Annotated in this window: 13 protein-coding genes and 3 riboswitches; of the genes, 6 read left to right on the top strand and 7 right to left on the bottom strand. The window is 39.8% G+C overall.

Going from position 1 to position 19,226, the window contains the following annotated elements; translation table 11 throughout:
- Positions 1-300 precede the first annotated feature (300 nt).
- Positions 301-498, top strand: coding sequence for a cold-shock protein (locus tag U9R83_RS05000; protein ID WP_013055689.1), 198 nt, complete (start codon positions 301-303; stop codon positions 496-498).
- A 47-nt stretch (positions 499-545) separates the two neighbouring features.
- Here the strand turns inward: U9R83_RS05000 and U9R83_RS04995 are convergent, their stop codons facing one another.
- Positions 546-1,871, bottom strand: a complete 1,326-nt coding sequence (locus tag U9R83_RS04995; RefSeq protein ID WP_223260296.1) for an amidohydrolase family protein — start codon at positions 1,869-1,871, stop codon at positions 546-548.
- Positions 1,872-2,379: 508 nt separating this feature from the next.
- Positions 2,380-2,481, bottom strand: a riboswitch (purine riboswitch).
- A gap of 211 nt (positions 2,482-2,692) precedes the next feature.
- Positions 2,693-2,794, top strand: a riboswitch (guanidine-I (ykkC/yxkD leader).
- 63 nt (positions 2,795-2,857) lie between these two features.
- On the opposite strand from U9R83_RS04995, the gene U9R83_RS04990 reads away from it, so the two are divergent.
- The 5 genes from U9R83_RS04990 to atzF all read left to right on the top strand — a co-directional run bounded on the left by U9R83_RS04990 (position 2,858) and on the right by atzF (position 11,289).
- The gene (locus tag U9R83_RS04990) at positions 2,858-4,207 is read left to right on the top strand and encodes an APC family permease (RefSeq protein WP_243548834.1); all 1,350 of its coding nucleotides are present in this window, start codon (positions 2,858-2,860) and stop codon (positions 4,205-4,207) included.
- A 124-nt stretch (positions 4,208-4,331) separates the two neighbouring features.
- Positions 4,332-4,436: riboswitch (guanidine-I (ykkC/yxkD leader) on the top strand.
- Positions 4,437-4,483: 47 nt separating this feature from the next.
- On the top strand, positions 4,484-5,221 hold the full coding sequence (locus U9R83_RS04985; protein WP_115653180.1) for an urea amidolyase associated protein UAAP1: 738 nt from the start codon (positions 4,484-4,486) through the stop codon (positions 5,219-5,221).
- Between the two features lie 20 nt (positions 5,222-5,241).
- Positions 5,242-5,895, top strand: coding sequence for an urea amidolyase associated protein UAAP2 (locus tag U9R83_RS04980; RefSeq protein WP_115653179.1), 654 nt, complete (start codon positions 5,242-5,244; stop codon positions 5,893-5,895).
- Positions 5,896-5,911: 16 nt separating this feature from the next.
- Positions 5,912-9,523: an urea carboxylase gene (gene uca / locus U9R83_RS04975; protein WP_328575077.1), complete on the top strand. Its 3,612-nt coding sequence runs from the start codon at positions 5,912-5,914 to the stop codon at positions 9,521-9,523.
- A 14-nt stretch (positions 9,524-9,537) separates the two neighbouring features.
- Positions 9,538-11,289 (top strand): allophanate hydrolase, encoded by a 1,752-nt coding sequence (gene atzF, locus U9R83_RS04970; RefSeq protein ID WP_243548831.1) that lies wholly within the window; start codon positions 9,538-9,540, stop codon positions 11,287-11,289.
- Between the two features lie 252 nt (positions 11,290-11,541).
- On the opposite strand, the gene U9R83_RS04965 is transcribed toward atzF, so the two are convergent.
- The 6 genes from U9R83_RS04965 to U9R83_RS04940 form a co-directional block, all read right to left on the bottom strand.
- Positions 11,542-12,417, bottom strand: a complete 876-nt coding sequence (locus U9R83_RS04965; protein WP_243548829.1) for a sugar phosphate isomerase/epimerase family protein — start codon at positions 12,415-12,417, stop codon at positions 11,542-11,544.
- 91 nt (positions 12,418-12,508) lie between these two features.
- A complete protein-coding gene (locus U9R83_RS04960; RefSeq protein ID WP_243548827.1) occupies positions 12,509-13,957 on the bottom strand; it encodes an aldehyde dehydrogenase family protein in 1,449 nt (482 codons plus the stop codon).
- 151 nt (positions 13,958-14,108) lie between these two features.
- The gene (locus U9R83_RS04955; protein ID WP_208732696.1) at positions 14,109-15,065 is read right to left on the bottom strand and encodes a hydroxymethylglutaryl-CoA lyase; all 957 of its coding nucleotides are present in this window, start codon (positions 15,063-15,065) and stop codon (positions 14,109-14,111) included.
- Complete coding sequence (locus U9R83_RS04950; protein WP_014461331.1) at positions 15,065-16,273, bottom strand: CaiB/BaiF CoA transferase family protein; 1,209 nt, start codon at positions 16,271-16,273, stop codon at positions 15,065-15,067. Before U9R83_RS04950 ends, U9R83_RS04955 begins: the two co-directional genes overlap by 1 nt.
- 111 nt (positions 16,274-16,384) lie before the next feature.
- The gene (locus U9R83_RS04945) at positions 16,385-17,689 is read right to left on the bottom strand and encodes an MFS transporter (RefSeq protein WP_209368338.1); all 1,305 of its coding nucleotides are present in this window, start codon (positions 17,687-17,689) and stop codon (positions 16,385-16,387) included.
- Positions 17,690-18,326: 637 nt separating this feature from the next.
- The gene (locus tag U9R83_RS04940; RefSeq protein WP_014461333.1) at positions 18,327-19,223 is read right to left on the bottom strand and encodes a shikimate dehydrogenase; all 897 of its coding nucleotides are present in this window, start codon (positions 19,221-19,223) and stop codon (positions 18,327-18,329) included.
- Positions 19,224-19,226 lie beyond the last annotated feature (3 nt).

The raw sequence follows: 19,226 nt of genomic DNA, 5'->3' as shown, positions 1-19,226 counted from the left end.
TTCAATTTGTCAACCTCGCTATTCATTTTTTTACGAGATAAAAGATTTTAGGGATTGCTAAAAATCCACAAAACAATAGCTTGTTTGCCATTTCAAAATATATCCATATTTTCAACTTATTTTTATCTCAGAGTACTTTTTTATGAAAAAAGGTTTCTTTTTTATAAAAAAGTGTTATACTAGGTATATTATTTCTTGTTCGGTGTTAACAAATAGAAAGACTTTCTTTAAAGTGATTCTTATTGAAATTGAGCAGAGATAGTAATATATTCGTGGATTTTCCACACAGGAGGTACTACAATGGTACAAGGTAAAGTAAAATGGTTTAATGCAGAAAAAGGTTTTGGATTCATCGAAGTAGAAGGACAAGACGACGTATTCGTACACTTCTCAGCTATCCAAGGCGAAGGTTTCAAATCACTTGAAGAAGGTCAAGAAGTTACATTTGAAATCGAAGATGGAGCTCGTGGACCACAAGCTGCTAACGTTCAAAAGTAATTGATTAAGAAGCTGTCACTAATGTGACAGCTTCTTTTTATGCTTATTTAACCAATTAAAATTTGATTTTCCTGCCAAAGGTTGGTCAAGTTTGTATCCGCGAGCCGCTGATGCGTCTCTTTTACGCTAAGCCAGCGATGCTTGTTAAAAACAAAGCGAGTTTCAGGAAGTTCAGTCCATATTTCCTGTACAGACTGCACATTTAATAGAACAAAGTTTGCTTCGTTTCCTTCTTCGACTCCATACTTTTCTTTTCCAATCAGCCGGGCTGGTATACTTGTAATCATGCGGAGCAACTGCCGCTGATCATCCGGACTTCCCATATGTGCAGCATAGGCAGTTAGTAACCCTACTTGCAGCAAGTCTGCTTTTCCAAACGGATGAAAGGGGTCGTTCACGTTATCAGATGCAGTAGCAATTGGAATCGCTGCTTTTTGTATGTCTCGAATACGCGTTACGCCTCGTCTTACAATTCCTTTATCTTCTCTTCCCTGTAAATATAAATTAGAAGCAGGTAATGTGACAACTCCAATTTTTGCCTCTTTCAAAAGATTTAAGATTTCTTTCACTTTTGCATCAGTCATTCCTGCAAGCGAGCAAAGATGCCCCACTACCACTTTTCCTTCCATATTCAGTTCAATCGTTCTATGAGCAATATTAATTATTGTATCAACAGACGGATCATCGCTTTCATCCACATGTAAATCAAGAGGTTTGTTATAGGCTTGAGCCAGCGAAAATAGAGCATCAATCTCTTTTTCTGGATTTCTAGCTAAATGAGGACAACCTCCAATCGCATCAATTTCAAGATTCAATGCTCGTTCAATTTTATTCATCTTATGCATATCATCAATGTCTAGGTTAGAGAATAGCGGAACAACCTGCACGTCCATATATGGGCTTAATTCATCTCTCACTTCGACAGCCGCTTGTAAACTTCGAAATAAACTATCTTCTTCCATGCTGCAGTCAAAATCAATATGCGTTCGAATCGTAGTCGTACCGTTAGCTAATGCCTGCAAAGCAGTTTTAAACATTCGCTGCTTAATTTCTTCTTCTGGAAATGTCGGCAGGCTGCTGCTGTAATTTTTAATGGCTTCTTGAAGAGTTCCAGATAGATTGGGCACTTGAGGAAGCGAATGAGCTTTGTCTAAATGCATATGCATATCTACAAATCCTGGTAATAGCACACGACCCTGTGCATCAAGTGACGTTTCTTTTCCTAACACGGCTGCGTGTAGCGGAAAAAACTCGTCACCTTCAAGATAACCGTTTTGTAAAACGATAGAAGTATACATTCCATTTGAAATTTTCACTTCAAAAAGAGCGTGATCGTGCATAATTGGCAAGCGAACATTAATTAAGTGAAGCAATATAATTCCCTCCTCAATTTTTCAACTTCTTCATTTTTCATAGACCGCTTTATCTTCTCTATCATTTATTGTTTAAAGCATTAATTCGCCAAATTTCGCAAATCACCTTCTCTTTAGAGGCCTTTATTTACAGAGAAAAAAGCAAGAACAAAAAAAGGAGCAGCGTCCCCACGCTGCTCATCAAAGAAAAAATGCTAGAAAATAGATAGAATGTACTTCCCATGGTTAAATGAGGGCTTACAGATAAAGCTTCAGTGAGTGATTTCATGCTTTACATCGCTATTCTCCCCAGAAAGCAATGCAGATACAAACAAGAAATTTTCATTACTCGCTCATACTGTAAATAGACACATAAGAAAAAGCCCAAACAAAGGCAGGTCTCTCAAATACAATGAGCAAAAACCTACCCGCCTGGGCTTTTATCCCTTCGGTGTCATATCCACTTCTTTTTAAAAGTGAATATGTGAATCGCTTGGACCAAACTTTCTACTAACGTAAAAATGGGAACCTAGATTCACTTTTTACTCATAGTCCTATCATTTACGGTGATAAGGTAGAAACGTCTGAGCCATATTCTCAAACATATATGAGTGAACCGTATTTAGCTTTTTCTTGTCTACAAATATACTATAGGTCTCTCTATAAGTCAACTATAAACGAATAATCTTTTTAATTAAATTATATATAGTTCGCCTTTTACAAAAGTTTACTTTTTTAAAAAGTTTGTTAAACTATCTAACACAGTAGTTGCATCTTCCTATAATCCTGCTTATACTTCGAACTACTTACATTATCTATAAAGGTCTTCACTCTGTTGAAGACAAAAAGCGATCTAGGGTTCCGTTTAACACATGTTAAAGGCTGGTCCGAGAGAGAGCGTACGGAACGGTCCGTATACACGGAAGGATAAAAGCCTGGGAGAATGACATCATTCTCCCAGGCTTTTCTTTTTTACTAGTATAAAATAGAGGAAAGAAGGGATTTGTATGAACAACCAACCAGCGTTAAGTAAATCGCTAAAGGTATATCAAATTGTATTTTTGGGTCTTGCCTGGATGACTCCGATGATTTTCTTTACAGTTTACGGAGTAGCCTACGATGCGGCTGGAGGGCAAATGGTCCTTGCTTATTTAATTGCTTTTTTAGCTATCTTTTTTACCGCATATAGCTATAGCCGAATGGTAAAAGCATATCCAATAGCGGGATCTGCTTATACGTATACGAAAAAAGCTATACATCCTCGCCTTGGCTTTTTAGTAGGCTGGGCACTTCTTTTAGACTATATTTTCTCCCCTATTATCGCTATTTTAACATTTGGTATTTTTATGCATACGGAATTTCCTTCTATTCCTGTATACGTATGGGTCATTGTCATGAACATTATCTTAGCTTTAGTCAATATTGTTGGTATTAAATCTGTAGCTCGTATAAGCGGCATCTCTGTTGTAGTTCAGATTCTATTTATAAGTTTGTTTTGTTTATTTATTATCAAAGATATTGCAACAGGTCAAGCTAGTTCTTCTACTCTTTTTTCACTTCATCCTTTTTTGGCTTCAGATGTACCGTTTACGACTATCTTTTCTGGAGCTGCGCTCATTTGCTTTTGCTTTTTAGGATTTGATGCAGTTACAACAATGGCGGAAGAAACGATTCAACCGGAAAGGACAATTCCAAAAGCCATTTTTCTTATTGTTTGTATTGCAGCTGTTATGTACATCGCTATCTCGTATTTTACACAGATTGCTTATCCGGGATTCACATTTACTAATCCTGATAATGCTGCCTACACCCTTGTAAAATTAGTGGGCGGAAATCTTTTAAGCAGTTTATTTATTACGGTCTTAATTATCGCAACCTTTACTCAAGGAGTTTCTTCAGTCACAAGCGTTACTCGGTTTTTATATGCTTTAGGCCGTGAATCCGTACTGCCTCAAAAGGTATTTTCATATATTCATCCAACGTTTAAAACGCCCGTGGTGAATATCTTGCTTGTTACTACTTTTTCGTTTTTGGGAATGTTCATTGATTTAAACACAGCCGTCACTTTTGTCAGTTTCGGTGCCTTAACCGCTTTTACATTTGTCAATCTATCAGTCATTGCCCATTTTTATATTAAGTTAAAGAAACAGTCGTTTACTGAAACAATACTTTATTTAATCTTCCCTTTAATCGGAGCGGCATTTATCGGGTGGCTGCTTACACTGTTAAACAAAGACACTCTTTTGATTGGTGTCGCCTGGCTTACGATTGGATTTCTCTATTTATTTGTAAAATCTCGACTGTCCGCTCCTTTTGTAAAGAGAGATCGTTCAAAAGTGACGGTTCCTGAAAAATAAACTGAAAAATCAGTTTTTGTGTCAGGCATTCTAACAAACTGCTTGTCAACTTATTTTCACACATACTATACTACGATTAATCGAAAGCCACAAATGAATAAAGGTTCTTACAGCCGTTAAGAACAAAAAAGCTGTCTAGGGTTCCGTTTAACATATGTTAAAGACTGGTCCGAGAGAGAGCGATATGGCGCTATGCTGTATAACACGGAAGGATAAAAGCCTGGGAGACTACTCTCTCAGGCTTTTATCCTTTTTTTATTCTAAGGAGGTTATTTTATGAGTTATATGTGGAAGCAAACCATCCCGGCAGGCGGAAAATGGTCAGGACGAATTGGAAGAGGAAAATCGGTGACGTTTACCGCACAAGAATCCGGTGCAAACGTATCCGTACTATTATACAACGCTTATGATTTAACGGAACGATACAACATGCCTGATACCTTAAAAGCTCAGCATACTGCTCACTTAACAAAAGGACACGTTCTGATGAGTGACAACGGCAGAGCATTTGCAAGCATCACTGCCGACACCACCGGCTGGCATGATACGATTTCAGGCTACACTACGCGCAGCTTCACTCAGCAAAAATACGGTGTATCTACTTATCAAGAATCTCGAAACGAATGGAGAAGAAATGGAGAAGAAAATTTTTCAATGGAGCTTCTGCGCAACGGTTTAACAACACGGGATTTAGTCCCTAACCTTAACTTATTTTCAAAAGTATACTGCGACGAACAAGGCAATATGAATTTTGTTTCTTCTCATTGTAAAAAAGGAGATTTTATTACGCTTAGAACAGAAATGGATTTGCTTTTTGTACTGTCTAATACACCTAACCCTCTAGACCCGAGCGGAACGTATCCTTCTGTTCCGATTGAAATAACCGTTGATGAAGCGGCTCCGGTAAGCTCAGACGACTACTGTTTAAATTTTAGACCTGAAAATAAACGAGCGTTTGAAAACACATGGTCTTATGACCTATTGCTTGGAAATAAAACATTATCAACGATTTAAAAATGAAGGAGGCTTCTATAATGGCTGTATTTAATCGAGTGGAAAGCAACAGAAAAATAGAGAACGCAATTTATGATGAAACGGTACTGGCTGGGGACGGCTGGATGCACGAACTTAAACCAGGCCAAACTCTTAGAATAATAGATGTAGAAGGCAATCAAGCAGCGGATACTTTATTCTTTGATGCAGAAAATCCAGAAGATCATTACAGTGCAGTGTCTACGATTGCTAATCAAGGAAATATTTATTTATCCACCGGCACAGTGCTGCTTTCTCAATCTGGCAAAGAACTAGTCAAAATTGTAGCTGACACGTGTGGACGCCACGATACCTTAGGCGGAGCTTGTTCCGCACAAAGCAACACCGTACGTTATGCACATGACACGCTTCCGATGCATAACTGCCGGGATACATTTATGCTGCAGCTATCAAAATATGATAGCCGCTACACCAAAAGAGATTTAGCACCAAACGTAAACTTTTTTATGAATGTACCTGTGACGCCAAGCGGCGGATTAACGTTTGATGACGGGGTATCTGCACCTGGATACTATGTAGAAATGGAAGCTATCAATCCTACACTTGTATTGATTAGCAACTGCCCTCAGCTTAACAATCCGTGCAACAATTATAACCCTACCCCTATCCGCTTAGTTATTTGGGATTCACTATAAAAAGGAGTGTTCATCTATGTTTACAAAAGTATTAATTGCTAATCGAGGAGCAATTGCCGTTAGAATTGAGCGAACATTACGACATTTCGGAGTGAAATCTGTGGCTGTTTATACAGAAGCTGATCAAGACAGCCTGCACGTTGATGAAGCAGATGAAGCTATTTTAATCGGCAGTGGCCCGGTCAAAGAAAGTTATTTAAACGAAGACCTTATTCTAGATATTGCAAAGAAAACAGGCGCGGAAGCTATTCATCCAGGCTACGGTTTTTTAAGCGAAAACGCGGAATTTGCTCGTCGCTGTCGAGCTGAAGGAATTGTATTTATTGGTCCTACACCTCAACAAATGGAAGTATTTGGATTAAAACATTCAGCTCGTGAAATTGCGCAAAAAGCCGACGTGCCTTTGCTGCCTGGTACATCTCTTATTACAGATGTATCAGAAGCTATATGTGCTGCCGAAGAAATTGGCTATCCCGTTATGTTAAAAAGTACAGCGGGCGGCGGAGGAATTGGAATGCGTGTTTGCCAAGATGAAAAAGCGCTTCAAGCCGCTTTTGACTCAGTTTGCCATTTAGCACAAACAAACTTTAAAAACAGCGGTGTTTTTTTAGAGAAATACATTCAAAAAGCTCGCCATGTGGAAGTTCAAATCTTCGGGAATTCTTTTGGAGAAGTAGTGGCTTTAGGAGAACGCGACTGCTCTATTCAGCGAAGAAATCAAAAAGTAATTGAAGAAAGCCCAGCTCCAAACTTCCCTTCATATATACGGGAAAATATGCTGCAAGCAGCTACTAGACTAGCTAAAGAAGTAGGATACCGAAGTGCAGGAACGGTAGAATTTTTATATGACGCCGAAGCGAAGAAATTTTATTTTTTAGAAGTAAATACTCGTCTTCAAGTAGAACACGGAGTTACAGAAGAAGTGTTAAACATCGATTTAGTAGAATGGATGCTTAAAGAAGCATGCGATGAGCTAGTAAACCTTCCTTCTTTGCTTCCTGTGCCTTCAGGTCACAGTATCCAAGCGCGTATTTATGCCGAAGATTGCTTAAATGATTTTCGTCCAAGCGGCGGGCAAATCGACCAAGCCATTTTCTCTAAAAGTGCTCGAGTTGAAACATGGGTGCGAGACGGTATTACTGTAACATCACTTTATGACCCTATGCTGGCTAAAATTATCGTTCATGGAAAAACACGAGAAGAAGCTCTTCTAAAATTGAGCGCTGCTTTAAAAGAGACGAGACTATACGGCGTTACTACTAATCTTCAATACTTGCAGGGACTGTTAGAAGAAAAAGCGTGCAAAACAGGCGATGTGTATACTCAAATGCTTAACTCATATACTCCGAGCGAACAAGCAATTGAAGTATTAGACGGCGGCGTTCAGTCCACTGTTCAAGATTACCCGGGACGCACCGGGCATTGGAACGTAGGAGTTCCTCCGTGCGGTCCAATGGATCCTTTTGCTTTTCGCATAGGAAACAAGCTTCTCGGAAATTCACCGGATGCCCCGGGAATTGAAATGACTCTCCGAGGCGGCTCTTATAAATTTAGAGACGATGTATCTTTTTGCATTACAGGCGCCAACATGCATGCTACATTAGACGGCGCTGAAATTCATATGTATAAAACCATTCAAGCAAAGCCGGAACAAATTCTTTCATTTGGTGAAGCAACCGAAGGAATGCGTACGTATTTGCTGATTGGCGGCGGACTTGATATGCCTAAAATATTAGGCAGTTCTTCTACTTTTACACTAGGAAGCTTTGGCGGACACGGCGGAAGAGCACTTCGCACAGGAGATGTACTGCGTGTTTCTGACTACGCTCACGTTGAAAATGAACTTGCTCTTTCTGATCAGCCGACCATGTCTAAAGAATGGACAATCGGGGTGATTCCCGGCCCTCATTGTACAGAAGAGTTTTTGCACCCAGAGTACTTGCAGCAGCTAACAAATACAAAATGGGAAGTTCATTTTAACAGCTCTAGAACAGGTGTTAGGTTAATAGGTCCCGCTCCTTTTTGGACGCGTGAAGATGGAGGAGAAGCCGGTTTGCACCCATCAAATATTCATGATAATGCCTATGCCATCGGCACCTTAGACTTAACTGGAGATATGCCTATTTTACTTGGCCCAGACGGCCCGAGCCTTGGCGGCTTTGTTTGCCCTGTTACGACTGCTTCAGCAGAGTTTTGGAAAATAGGACAGCTTCACCCCGGAGATAAAATTTCGTTTAAATTAATTGATCTTGAACAAGCTGAAAAACTCAAATGTACGCAGGAAGACTTTTTACAGCGTATCGGAACATCTGCATCACTTCCTGTGCTTACAAATCCAGTAGCACAGCCGATCAAAAGCGATTATCCGCTGCTGATCAACGAAACGGAAAATAGACGATTCCCTTTTTCCGTCCGCTGCTCAGGCGATGCGAATATACTTGTGGAGTACGGAGAAATGGAGCTTGATCTGCTGCTTCGCTTCCAAGTGCATGCTTTAATGGAAACTATTCAAAAGCGTAAGGATTTACCAGTTCTAGATTTAACGCCTGGTATCCGTTCTCTTCAAATTCATATTGATGCAACAAAGATGTCTATTCTTGAACTTTGCCAGCACATTTCAGCTATAGATCGCGCACTTCCTCCACTTGAAGAAATGGAAGTTCCCTCTCGTATTGTAAAACTTCCACTTTCATGGGATGATCCTGCGACTCAATTAGCTATTGAACGCTATCAGCAAAACGTTCGCCCAGATGCCCCCTGGTGTCCAAGCAATCTAGAGTTTATTCGCCGAGTAAACGGTCTGGATCACATTGAAGATGTTAAACGAGTTGTATTTGACGCTAATTATCTTGTAATGGGGCTTGGAGATGTATATTTAGGCGCACCTGTTGCTACGCCTCTAGACCCTCGTCACCGTTTAGTTACAACGAAATATAATCCCGCTCGTACATGGACGCCTGAAAATGCGGTTGGTATTGGCGGTGCGTATATGTGCGTATACGGAATGGAAGGTCCTGGTGGCTATCAATTTGTGGGACGCACGATTCAAATGTGGAACCGACTTCGTCAAACGGAAAGTTTTGAAGCAGGAAAACCGTGGCTTCTTCGTTTCTTTGATCAAATTCAATTTTACCCAGTAGAAGCAGATGAGCTTTTAAAACTGCGCGAAGATTTCCTTCGTGGGAGATTTGAAGCAGATATTACGGAGACAACGTTTAAACTTGGAGAATATTTAGATTTTCTTTCATCTATTGAAGAAAGCACGGCTGCTTTTCGTCACACCCAGCAGGCTGCTTTTCAAACAGAGCGAGAAAATTGGAAAGCACTCGGCTTAGCTGAGTACGTCTCTGAACATGAAACCGCTGAAATTACGGAACAAGAACTGCCCGAAGGTACGGAAGCCGCGCGCTGTACAATGCCGGGAAGCGTATGGAAAGTTCTTGTAGAAGAAGGACAAAAAGTTGAAAAAGGCGATACGTTAATTATCGAAGAAAGCATGAAAATGGAGTTTCCACAGCTAGCACCTATGGATGGATATATCAGTTCTATTCATGTAAAACCCGGCGATGAAGTACAAGCTGGACAGCTGATTGCCGGTATAAAAGCCTTTGCTCCAATTACTAATTAAGGACGGTGGATACAATGAAAACAGTGAGCTTGTCTAAAACATTTTCGGTTCAATGGTTACGTGATATGTATATCAAAAAAGAATTAACTCCGGAAGATGTAGTACATCAAATTCTTACACGTGTAGAAGCTGATAAAGACATGAATATTTGGATTACCCCTCCTACACTCGGTAAGTTAAAACCTTATCTGGATCGCTTAGCTACGCTAAGCCCTGAAGCGTTACCTTTGTGGGGAATTCCATTCGCCGTTAAAGACAATATCGATGTAGCACATGTACCGACGACAGCCGGATGTAAAGAATATACGTATATCCCTTCTGAACATGCTACGGTTGTTCAACGCCTTATTGATGCAGGTGCTATTCCTCTTGGAAAGACCAACTTGGACCAATTTGCTACAGGACTTGTCGGTACACGAAGCCCTTACGGCGAAACGCACAACGCGTTAAAGTCCGAGCTCATTAGCGGTGGATCGAGCTCTGGGTCAGCTGTATCCGTAGCTCGGGGGCATGCTGCTTTTTCTTTAGGTACCGATACAGCAGGTTCAGGACGCGTTCCAGCCGGTTTAAACCGTTTAATTGGCTATAAACCTTCTCTCGGAGCGTGGCCATCTGCAGGTGTAGTTCCGGCGTGTAAAAGCTTAGACTGCGTCACTGCTTTTGCTCATGAATGGAATGATGTAGTGCTCGTAGATTCTATTATTAGAGGAATAGACGATCAAGATCCATGGTCACACTCTGTTGTTCGGGCTTCTTCGGCTCTCCCTGAAAAAATTTGTATGGTAAAAGAACCGCTCTCATTTTACGGACCGTTTGCTGAGCAGTACGAGGAAGCGTGGAAGCAAGCAGTGAAAAAGATTGAAGATTTATCTATTCCCATTGAATACATTGACGGCTCGTATTTAAGTGAAGCAGCTGCTTTATTGTATGACGGACCATACGTAGCGGAGCGCTGGGCTGACTTAGGAGAATTTATTACTTCTCATGAAGAAACAGCATTTCCTGTAACCGAGCAAGTCCTTCGTTCAGGAGCTAAATCAGAATATGATGCTGCTGCTTTATTTCAAGCTTCACATAAGCTTCAATCCTTTAAACATAAAGCATATCATCAGCTTAAAAATGCTGTTCTTGTTATGCCAACAGCAGGCGGAACGTGGACGCGGGAACAAGTAAGAGAAAATCCAATTGAAACGAACAGTGACATGGGGCGTTTTACAAATCATTGTAACTTACTCGACTTGTGTGCTGTATCTCTTCCATCTCAAGATGCAGATCTTGATTTACCGTTTGGCATTTCATTTTTCTCTACATTTGACGGCGAACAATTCATTTGCGGACTCAGCGAATTGTTTTTAAATGTTGAACGAACGGCTGATTCAAAAAAAGATACAACATTAGTAGCTGTTTGCGGTTTGCATATGCGCGGGTTCCCACTTGAATCTCAAATGCGTGAACACGGAGCTTCATTCGTACGAAAAGACCAAACCGCTCCTTATTACCAGCTTTTTAAACTGCCTACTTCTCCAGCAAAACCGGGGCTGTTGCGAACACATCAACAAGGAAAAAAAATTGAAGTTGAACTTTGGGAAATGCCTTTATCACTACTCGGCTCTTTTGCCGATTCTATCCCTTCTCCTCTTGGACTAGGCAAAATCACTCTCGAAGACGGCAGTGAAGTAGCGGGTTTTCTTTGTGAAGCTCATGCGACAGAAGATGCGGAGGATATTACGTCTTATAGAAGCTGGCGGGCTCTCTCAACTTACTAATAAATCGATTATTTACTAAGCTGTTGAGTACATTCTCAACAGCTCTTTTTCATCAAACCTTCAATGTATATAAAAATAAGAACTTAGCATTAACTATGACAAAGTGAAGGTATGATCTCACACTTTTATATTTATTCTTGATTCTTACGTTTACCGTTTTAACAGAGAATACCCCCACTTTAGGCTTGCTAAATGGGGGTACTTCAATTAAATAGACCTAAAAGGTAAGCTGCACAATACTCTCCAGAGCACCTATCTTGTAGAATGAAAACGCAGCTGATCTTGTCCCACAGCGTCATGAGAAACATACTTCTTGCGCGGATGCTTATCTAAGTATTGTTTAGCCGTTTGTAAACATTGGCGCGCAAACTCTTCATACCCTAATTCGTTGGCACGTTTTACATTTGGCAACTCTATGGAATAAGGAACCTGCGGGATACGATTAATAATACTTGCAACATCAATACCTTCTTCATTTAAGTACAATCGTTCTTCTCTAAGAACTCGCGTCATCTCCTCCTTTGAACTTGGAATCTCCGCAGAAGCATTGCAAAGATGAAGATAGCGAAACCACTCACGAGGCACGTCGTCCAAATCTTCCACCTTATCTCCTGATCGATGAAAATGGTGAATATCAATCATAAGACCTGCATTTTCACGGTTAGCGGTATGAAGAACATCCATTGCGCCTTTAAGGTTGTATACGCTCGCAATAGGAACAAATTCTAATTCAATGGTTAACCCAAAAGGCTTAGCTAGATCACAGAGTTCAGCAAAGCATTCGATACCAAAATTGCGATCGTCCGTCCAAATGCTGCTAAGGACGTGACGTCCTCCAAGTTCAGCAGCTGCTTCCATTGCAGGTAAGTAACGTTTTGGATCAACTCCTTCATAGATACGTGCTAACTCTATATCAAGGAGCTTCACTCCTGTCTCTGACATGGCAGATTTTGTTTCTCGCATCAGCTGCTTATTTTTAGCTAACGCATAATTAGGCTCTCCAGGCAACCCCATGTAAATAGGCCTTAAACTAACAAAATCATACCCTGCCTTTGCAGCCATATACGTCATTTCAGGCGGTGAACATCCAAGAACAGTAAGATATGCAAGGGAAAATTGATTAGACATTTTATAAATTCCTCCTTTATTCAAACGGATTAGATCGATCTAATCAAAATGACGATATATATTTATAAACGTCCTACATATTGATTTGGTTTTAATTCTCCGTAGGCAGTCTTAATACAATCATCTTCGTTTCAGTCATTTCTTCAACGGCGTAACGTGGGCCTTCTCTGCCAATACCGCTGTTTTTCACTCCGCCATATGGCCAATGATCTAATCTAAAGTTAGATGTTCCATTAATAACTACACCGCCCATTTCAAGAGAATGAGCCACTTTATAAGCCAAATCCATTTTGTTCGTAAAAATCCCTGCTTGAAGACCAAAAGCAGAATCATTTGTCTCTTCAATAGCTTCTTCAATCGTACCGTACGGGACAATACTAATAATAGGACCAAATACTTCTTCACAAATAACTTTACTTTCTTTAGAAGGGTTTAGTAGAACAGTAGGTTCCACCGTAGCTCCGCGGCGCTTTCCTCCGCATATCACTTGTGCTCCCGATTGTACGGCCTCATCAATCCAGCTCGTCACTCGCTCAGCTGCATGGACATCTACTACACACCCTACATCCGTATCAGGCAATAAAGGATCTCCGATTTTAAGTTTCAGCACCTCGTCTTTTAAAAGATTGGTAAACTCAGAGATCACAGATTGATGTACATAAATTCTCTGAACAGAGATACAGCTCTGGCCAGAATTGCTAAATCCGGTTTTAGCACACATAGCCGCAGCACGATTTAAATCTGCGTCGTTATGGACGATCGTTGCAGCATTTCCTCCTAGCTCTAGCAATACTTTTTTCATTCCAGCTAGCTCACAGATGTTCTTACTAGCTACTGTTCCACCTGTAAATGAAATAATATTCACACGATCATCTTTTACAATTTGCTGTGCAACCTGTCTTCGACCAAGCACCATATTTACAGCATTTTTAGGGAAGCCTGCCCGCAGCAGCAGCTTTAAGAGCTCTGTTGCAATTAAAGTTGTTTGCGAAGATGGCTTTAAAATCACGCTATTCCCAGCAGCAAAAGCCGGCCCAATTTTATGGCATACAAGATTTAAAGGGGCGTTAAATGGTGTGATAGCCGCTACAACACCAACAGGCACTCGGAAAGTAGATGCAATAGCTTGTGCCCCCCGTTCTGAAACGTCGCCAGGCAATGTTTCACCAATCAATCTTTTTGCCTCTTCCCCTGACAGTTCCAATGTTTCGATTGAACGGGCCACTTCGTCCAGCGTGTTTTTCAAAGGCTTTCCTAATTCTAAAGAAATAAGTCGAGCAAATTTTTCTTTCTCTTGTTCTAGTAATAGAGCCGCTTTCTTTAAAATTTTAGAACGCTGGTAAGAAGAAAGGGCGGCGACATGTTTTTTTGCTTCATAGGCTGATGCTAATGCTTTTTCAACATCTTCTTCATTCGCTAATAGCTGCTCACCTATGACTTCTCCAGAATAGGGGTTTTTTATTAAAGCTACTTCTCGATCTTCAATAATCCATTCACCGTTAATATAAGGCTGTGATTTCTTTTCAATAGTTTCTATCATGTTTAGCACCAACTTTTCATTTTTATTAAACAAACTTTTATATAAAACAAGGCCTGAACGTTTTTACATGAGAGGAAAATAGATCGATCTAATTCATTTTAATTTAAACGCTATCATCACCTCCTAAAAGGCTATCATGTTCACGGCTTAGTTATACTAATTTCTCTTGAACCTTTGGCTTGGCATGAAGTTCTGAACAAGGACCTGCTTGTAGCATGTAGCTTCCACCGTCATGACCAATTACGTGCTTCACCTCTTTTGCTGCTTGAATAAGCTTGTTAAGATCAATACCCGTATGAATTCCCATTTCACTTAATCCATGAACCAGGTCTTCTGTAGCTATATTTCCAGTGGCGCCTGGAGCGTAGGGACACCCTCCTAAACCGATAATAGAACTATCAAAATGAATAACACCCTGCTGCAAAGCAGCCACTACATTAGAAAATGCCATTCCTCTCGTATTGTGCAAATGCATAGAGAAAATAGTGCCGGGATAATTTTGTTTAAGAAACCCTAGCATACGATACACTTGCTGAGGATTTGCCATCCCGGTTGTATCCGCTAAAGAAATTTCTTCGACACCCATCATTCTGTATCGTTCTACAATAGAAGAAATGCGTTCTATAGCAACTTTACCTTCATAAGGACATCCAAACGCTACCGAAATTGAACCTCCCACTTTAACGTTATGCTTTTCTGCTAATTCGATAATAGGGTAAAAGCCTTTTTGGGCTTCTTCTACAGAACAATTTGCGTTAGATAAGCTGTGAGAATCTGTAGCTGAAAGCATAAGCTTTAACTTTTTCACTCCGGCGTCAATGGCTCTCTGTGCACCTTTTACATTTGGCACTAACGCGCGAAATTTGATATTGGTTAAATCTTGAACACTTTCTACGACCTGCTCGGCATCCTTTAACTGAGGAATCGCTCTCGGATGTACAAAAGACGTGATTTCCATTGATTGAATGCCTGTCTTGGCTAGCTGACGAATAATAGATATTTTTTCTTCTGTAGGAATCCACTCATGTTCAGCTTGAAACCCATCCCTTGGAGCTACTTCACAGATTATGACTTTTTCCGGTAATTCTATTTTTTGAATAGTATTCATTAAATAACCCCCTTTTCTTTTAACACCGCTAAGTCTTCACTTGATAACCCCAGTTTTCCACCTAGAATTTCTTCATTATGTTCTCCCAATTCAGGGGCACGATGACGAATTGCTCCCGGTGTATGTGAAAACTTTGGCACTACTCCCGGAACCTTAATTTTTCCTAGGCGGGGGTGCTCTACTTCTACAATGTTTTCTCGTTCTCTATATTGAGGATCATTAAATATATCTTCAATGCTGTAGATAGGACTAACTGGCACACCAAATGAATCTAACTTTGCCTGCAGCTCATCTTGAGTGAAGGACTTAATCCAATTTGACACAATTTCCTGAACTTCATGATCATGCTTTAGACGCTCTACGTTTGTATAGTATCGCGGATCCTTTAACATATCTTTTCTTTCCATTGCCTCTGCAAGACGATCAAAGGTAGAGTCTGTACTGCATACTAATACAACAAACTTTCCGTCTTTTGTTTCATATGTGCCTGCAGGGCTTGAGTGACCTGCAAGTCCAGGGCTTCTCTCTCTTACTTTTCCGTTTTGATCATATTCAGCGATTAAAAACTCCATCATTCGAAAAATAGATTCATATAATCCCATTTCTACTACTTGACCTTCCGGCTGTTTGTGTACATCTCTATGATAAATAGCGCTTACACAAGCGAACGCAGTATATATGCCCGTTACATAATCTAGTAAAGAGTAAGAAGGACTGACGGGCGGACGATCTGAATACCCTTGTAAATAAGTATGTCCGCTAAATGCTGTCCCCGGTGTACCGAATCCAGCTTTTTCTCGATAAGGACCTGTTTGTCCATAACCTGATACGCGCACCATTACTAGCTTAGGGTTAACTTTTTTAAGCTCTTCATATCCTAAGTTCCATTTTTCCAGTGTACCGGGGCGAAAATTTTCAATTAAAATGTCTACTCCACTAATTAGCTTTTTGAAAATTTCTGCTCCTTCTTCTGATCGAATGTCCAGCGTAACAGACTTTTTATTGCGAGCAAGTCCGGGCCACCTTAAGGGTTCAGTCCCTTTCCAAGGCCCTACAGTCCGAAGCGTATCTCCTTTTCCTGGAAGTTCAATTTTGGTTACTTCCGCCCCTAAGTCTGCTAGTAAAGTAGCTCCAAAGGGAGCAGCAATCATAGTAGAAATATCTAGTATTTGAACTCCTGTTAAAGGTCCATAATTTTTGGTTAACACGTTGAATCCCCTCCGGTAATAACTGTTTGTATGCTTAATTAAGATAATTAATTAGTAGATTTCCTTTGATATGTTAAAAATGAATACCATTAGTCAAAATATTAAGATTATTTATTTTTCTAAAGTTAACTCTTTTTCTTCTAATAGGATAGACTCTTTGCTTTCAATCGGGTCTAAATCTGTTAATAAAAACGTATAGCTTAAAATTCCAATCACTAAAAAAGCAGCTGCTAAAAGGAAAGCATACATAAATGAACCCGTGGCCTGAACAATAAACCCAGTCGTAATAGGTGCAACAATAGCCATCGAGTTGTTCCCAAATGTTAAAAGTCCCGTTAATGTTCCTACCGTTCCTTTTGGTGCAATAAATGTAGGAATACTGTAGGCAACAGCAGATGTGACAACAAGACCTCCAAGTGCTGTTGAAATCCAAAATACAGCTACATTTGCACTGTGAGTAAACGCTGCCCCAATAATTGACAAACCAAATACCATACCTATTACTAGAAAAAACTTGCTGACACGCGTCCGGTTATACCCTTTGTTAATAAGACGATCAACAAGCCAGCCCCCGATTACTATTTCAGTAATGGTACCTACAATCCAAGGTATAGCCGAGTACCAGCCTGATTTTAAAATAGACATGTTCATTTCTGCTGCTAAATATCCAGGAAGCCAAGTCAAGAACAAAAACCATGAATAGCCGTATGCCGCAAACCCAATGAATACTGCCCAGACTTTTCTTTTAGTTAGCAAATATCGAATGTTCTCCATTGCACTGCCTTTAACTTCTTCTGAACTTTGAGAACCGCCTTGAACAATGTAGTCATATTCTTCTTTCGTCAAACGCTCATCTTCATGAGGTTCACGATACCAGATCCAATAAACAATAGCATATATGAAACTAAGAATAGCAGTTGCTAAGAAACCACCTCGCCAGCCCCACTCTGTTACAATTAGCGCTAATATAGGCGCCCCGATGGCGTTGGAAAGTTTGGATTGAGAATCATAAGCTGCGATAGCTTTTCCGCGTTCCTGACGCGGAACCCAATGGCTAACTGCTTTAGCAGCAGATGGAAAAAATGGTGCTTCTCCAACTCCTAACAGCACTCGAGATAAAATAATTAACCCCCATCCATTTGCTACTGCAGTTAAAAGACAAGATACTGTCCATATCACGGTCGCTACACGCGTTACCCATTTTACGCCTATTTTATCTAGCAAAGGCCCTATAGGAAGTTGAAGTAAAGCGTAAGACCATGCAAATGCTGATAGAAAAATCCCCATCTGACCTGCTGTCAAGTTAAATTCTTTTTGTAACAATGGCATAGCAATGGACATATTAATTCGATCAAAATAGTTTACAACTACACCAACCGCAATCAAGAATACAATCGACCAACGATGTTTTTTCATTATCTTCCCTCACTCATAAGATTTTAAGTATGCGCTTTCATTTTTATGAAATATTTCTTTGCTCAGATCCCATTTACAATTGCTTACTTACATAAAGTCTGCCTGAACTAAAGTTGAAAGATGGCAATGCTGAAAACCTAATCCTCTAGCTATTTACTTGTTCTCTTATCCTTTCCGTAAAACTTTTATTAGTGGAATTAAAAAGATTAATAGAAAGTTCTAATTAGAACGATCTAATAAATTTTTATTAGAACGATCTAATTTCAGTGGGAATCTCTTCACATATTGCGGAACGATGCCGTATATTTTATGATCTACTCAAATATCCGAACATGATGTGATTAATGTCTGCTTTTTTAATTTCTCATTGTAACACCTGCCTTTTTTTACTAAGCGTCGTCTTTTGACACAGCCTAATGTAAAATTAATTCAAACTTGAGTTTTAGTATACTGAATTACATTTTTCTGCGCAATATATATTTTTAATTTTTAGAAAATTGAAATATATACTTTTTTAATATAACAAAACCTTTTATATATTAATCGTCTAGAATCATTTTTTTATTGTGCTAGAGGAAAAGAAGATATAGTCCCTTCATTTATACAAATTTCTAGCAAAGTTAAAAAATACGCGTTTTTAATACTGTAAGCTCGGTTCAAACATTTGTTCCTTAATATACTCCACAGGCATCTCTTTTCCTGTCCACAATTCAAACGCCATGGCCCCTTGCCAGATCATCATTCCTATTCCATTAACGGTGTGACATCCGATTGATTCAGCTTGTTCTAACAGTTTTGATTTCATAGGCATATACACGACATCTGTTACAATTAAATCAGGACGCAGCATTGATATATCTTCAATAATGCTGAATTCTTCTAACGGTTTCATTCCTACTCCTGTTCCATTTGTCAAAATATCGCTCGTTCTAATTTCTTCTCTTAACCTGTCTGTATCCTCAAGAGAATACAGCTTCGCCTTACATGAAACATGTTTCATCTCTTCATTAATAATTTTTACGTTTTCTACAGCTTTTGAATAAAATTCATCATGACGAGCAAAAATTGTTAATTCTTCAAGGCCTTCCAAAGCCGCTTGAATAGCAATAGGCGTTGCTGCTCCGCCCGAACCGACCAACGTCATTTTTTTCCCTGTGATATCCACGCCGTTCTCTTTTAAATTTCGAATGTAGCCCATACCGTCTGTGCTATGCCCAACTAGTACGCCATTATCGTTTACGACGGTATTGACAGCTCCTGAAAATTTGGCGCTGTCTGCTAATTCATCAAGAAACGGGAGAATTTTTGTTTTATTTGGCATGGATACATTAAAACCTTTAACATTTAACGCTCTCAGTCCTTTAATCGCATCTTCTAACGAGTCATTTCCTACCTCAAAAGCTAAATAAGCATAATTCAATCCCAGTTTTTTAAAGGCCATATTATGCATAGATGGTGACAATGAATGTCCAATTGGAGTTGCTAAAAGGCCTATGAGCTGAGTTTTGCCATTAATACGCCCTACGTTCTTCATGAT

It is taken from the genome of Priestia sp. LL-8, from assembly GCF_036227845.1.
Taxonomy (GTDB): domain Bacteria; phylum Bacillota; class Bacilli; order Bacillales; family Bacillaceae_H; genus Priestia; species Priestia zanthoxyli.
Note: the sequence above shows the minus strand (reverse complement) of the source record. Positions and strands in the feature narration are given on the sequence as shown.

What these genes read in the sequence shown, in the direction of transcription:
- uca (WP_328575077.1), top strand. Translation starts at nt 5,912, where the DNA reads ATGTTTACAAAAGTATTAATTGCTAATCGAGGAGCAATTGCCGTTAGA.
- U9R83_RS04955 (WP_208732696.1), bottom strand. Translation starts at nt 15,065, where the DNA reads ATGAATACTATTCAAAAAATAGAATTACCGGAAAAAGTCATAATCTGT.
- U9R83_RS04985 (WP_115653180.1), top strand. Translation starts at nt 4,484, where the DNA reads ATGAGTTATATGTGGAAGCAAACCATCCCGGCAGGCGGAAAATGGTCA.
- U9R83_RS04965 (WP_243548829.1), bottom strand. Translation starts at nt 12,417, where the DNA reads ATGTCTAATCAATTTTCCCTTGCATATCTTACTGTTCTTGGATGTTCA.
- U9R83_RS04960 (WP_243548827.1), bottom strand. Translation starts at nt 13,957, where the DNA reads ATGATAGAAACTATTGAAAAGAAATCACAGCCTTATATTAACGGTGAA.
- U9R83_RS04940 (WP_014461333.1), bottom strand. Translation starts at nt 19,223, where the DNA reads ATGAAGAACGTAGGGCGTATTAATGGCAAAACTCAGCTCATAGGCCTT.
- U9R83_RS04945 (WP_209368338.1), bottom strand. Translation starts at nt 17,689, where the DNA reads ATGAAAAAACATCGTTGGTCGATTGTATTCTTGATTGCGGTTGGTGTA.
- atzF (WP_243548831.1), top strand. Translation starts at nt 9,538, where the DNA reads ATGAAAACAGTGAGCTTGTCTAAAACATTTTCGGTTCAATGGTTACGT.
- U9R83_RS05000 (WP_013055689.1), top strand. Translation starts at nt 301, where the DNA reads ATGGTACAAGGTAAAGTAAAATGGTTTAATGCAGAAAAAGGTTTTGGA.
- U9R83_RS04980 (WP_115653179.1), top strand. Translation starts at nt 5,242, where the DNA reads ATGGCTGTATTTAATCGAGTGGAAAGCAACAGAAAAATAGAGAACGCA.
- U9R83_RS04990 (WP_243548834.1), top strand. Translation starts at nt 2,858, where the DNA reads ATGAACAACCAACCAGCGTTAAGTAAATCGCTAAAGGTATATCAAATT.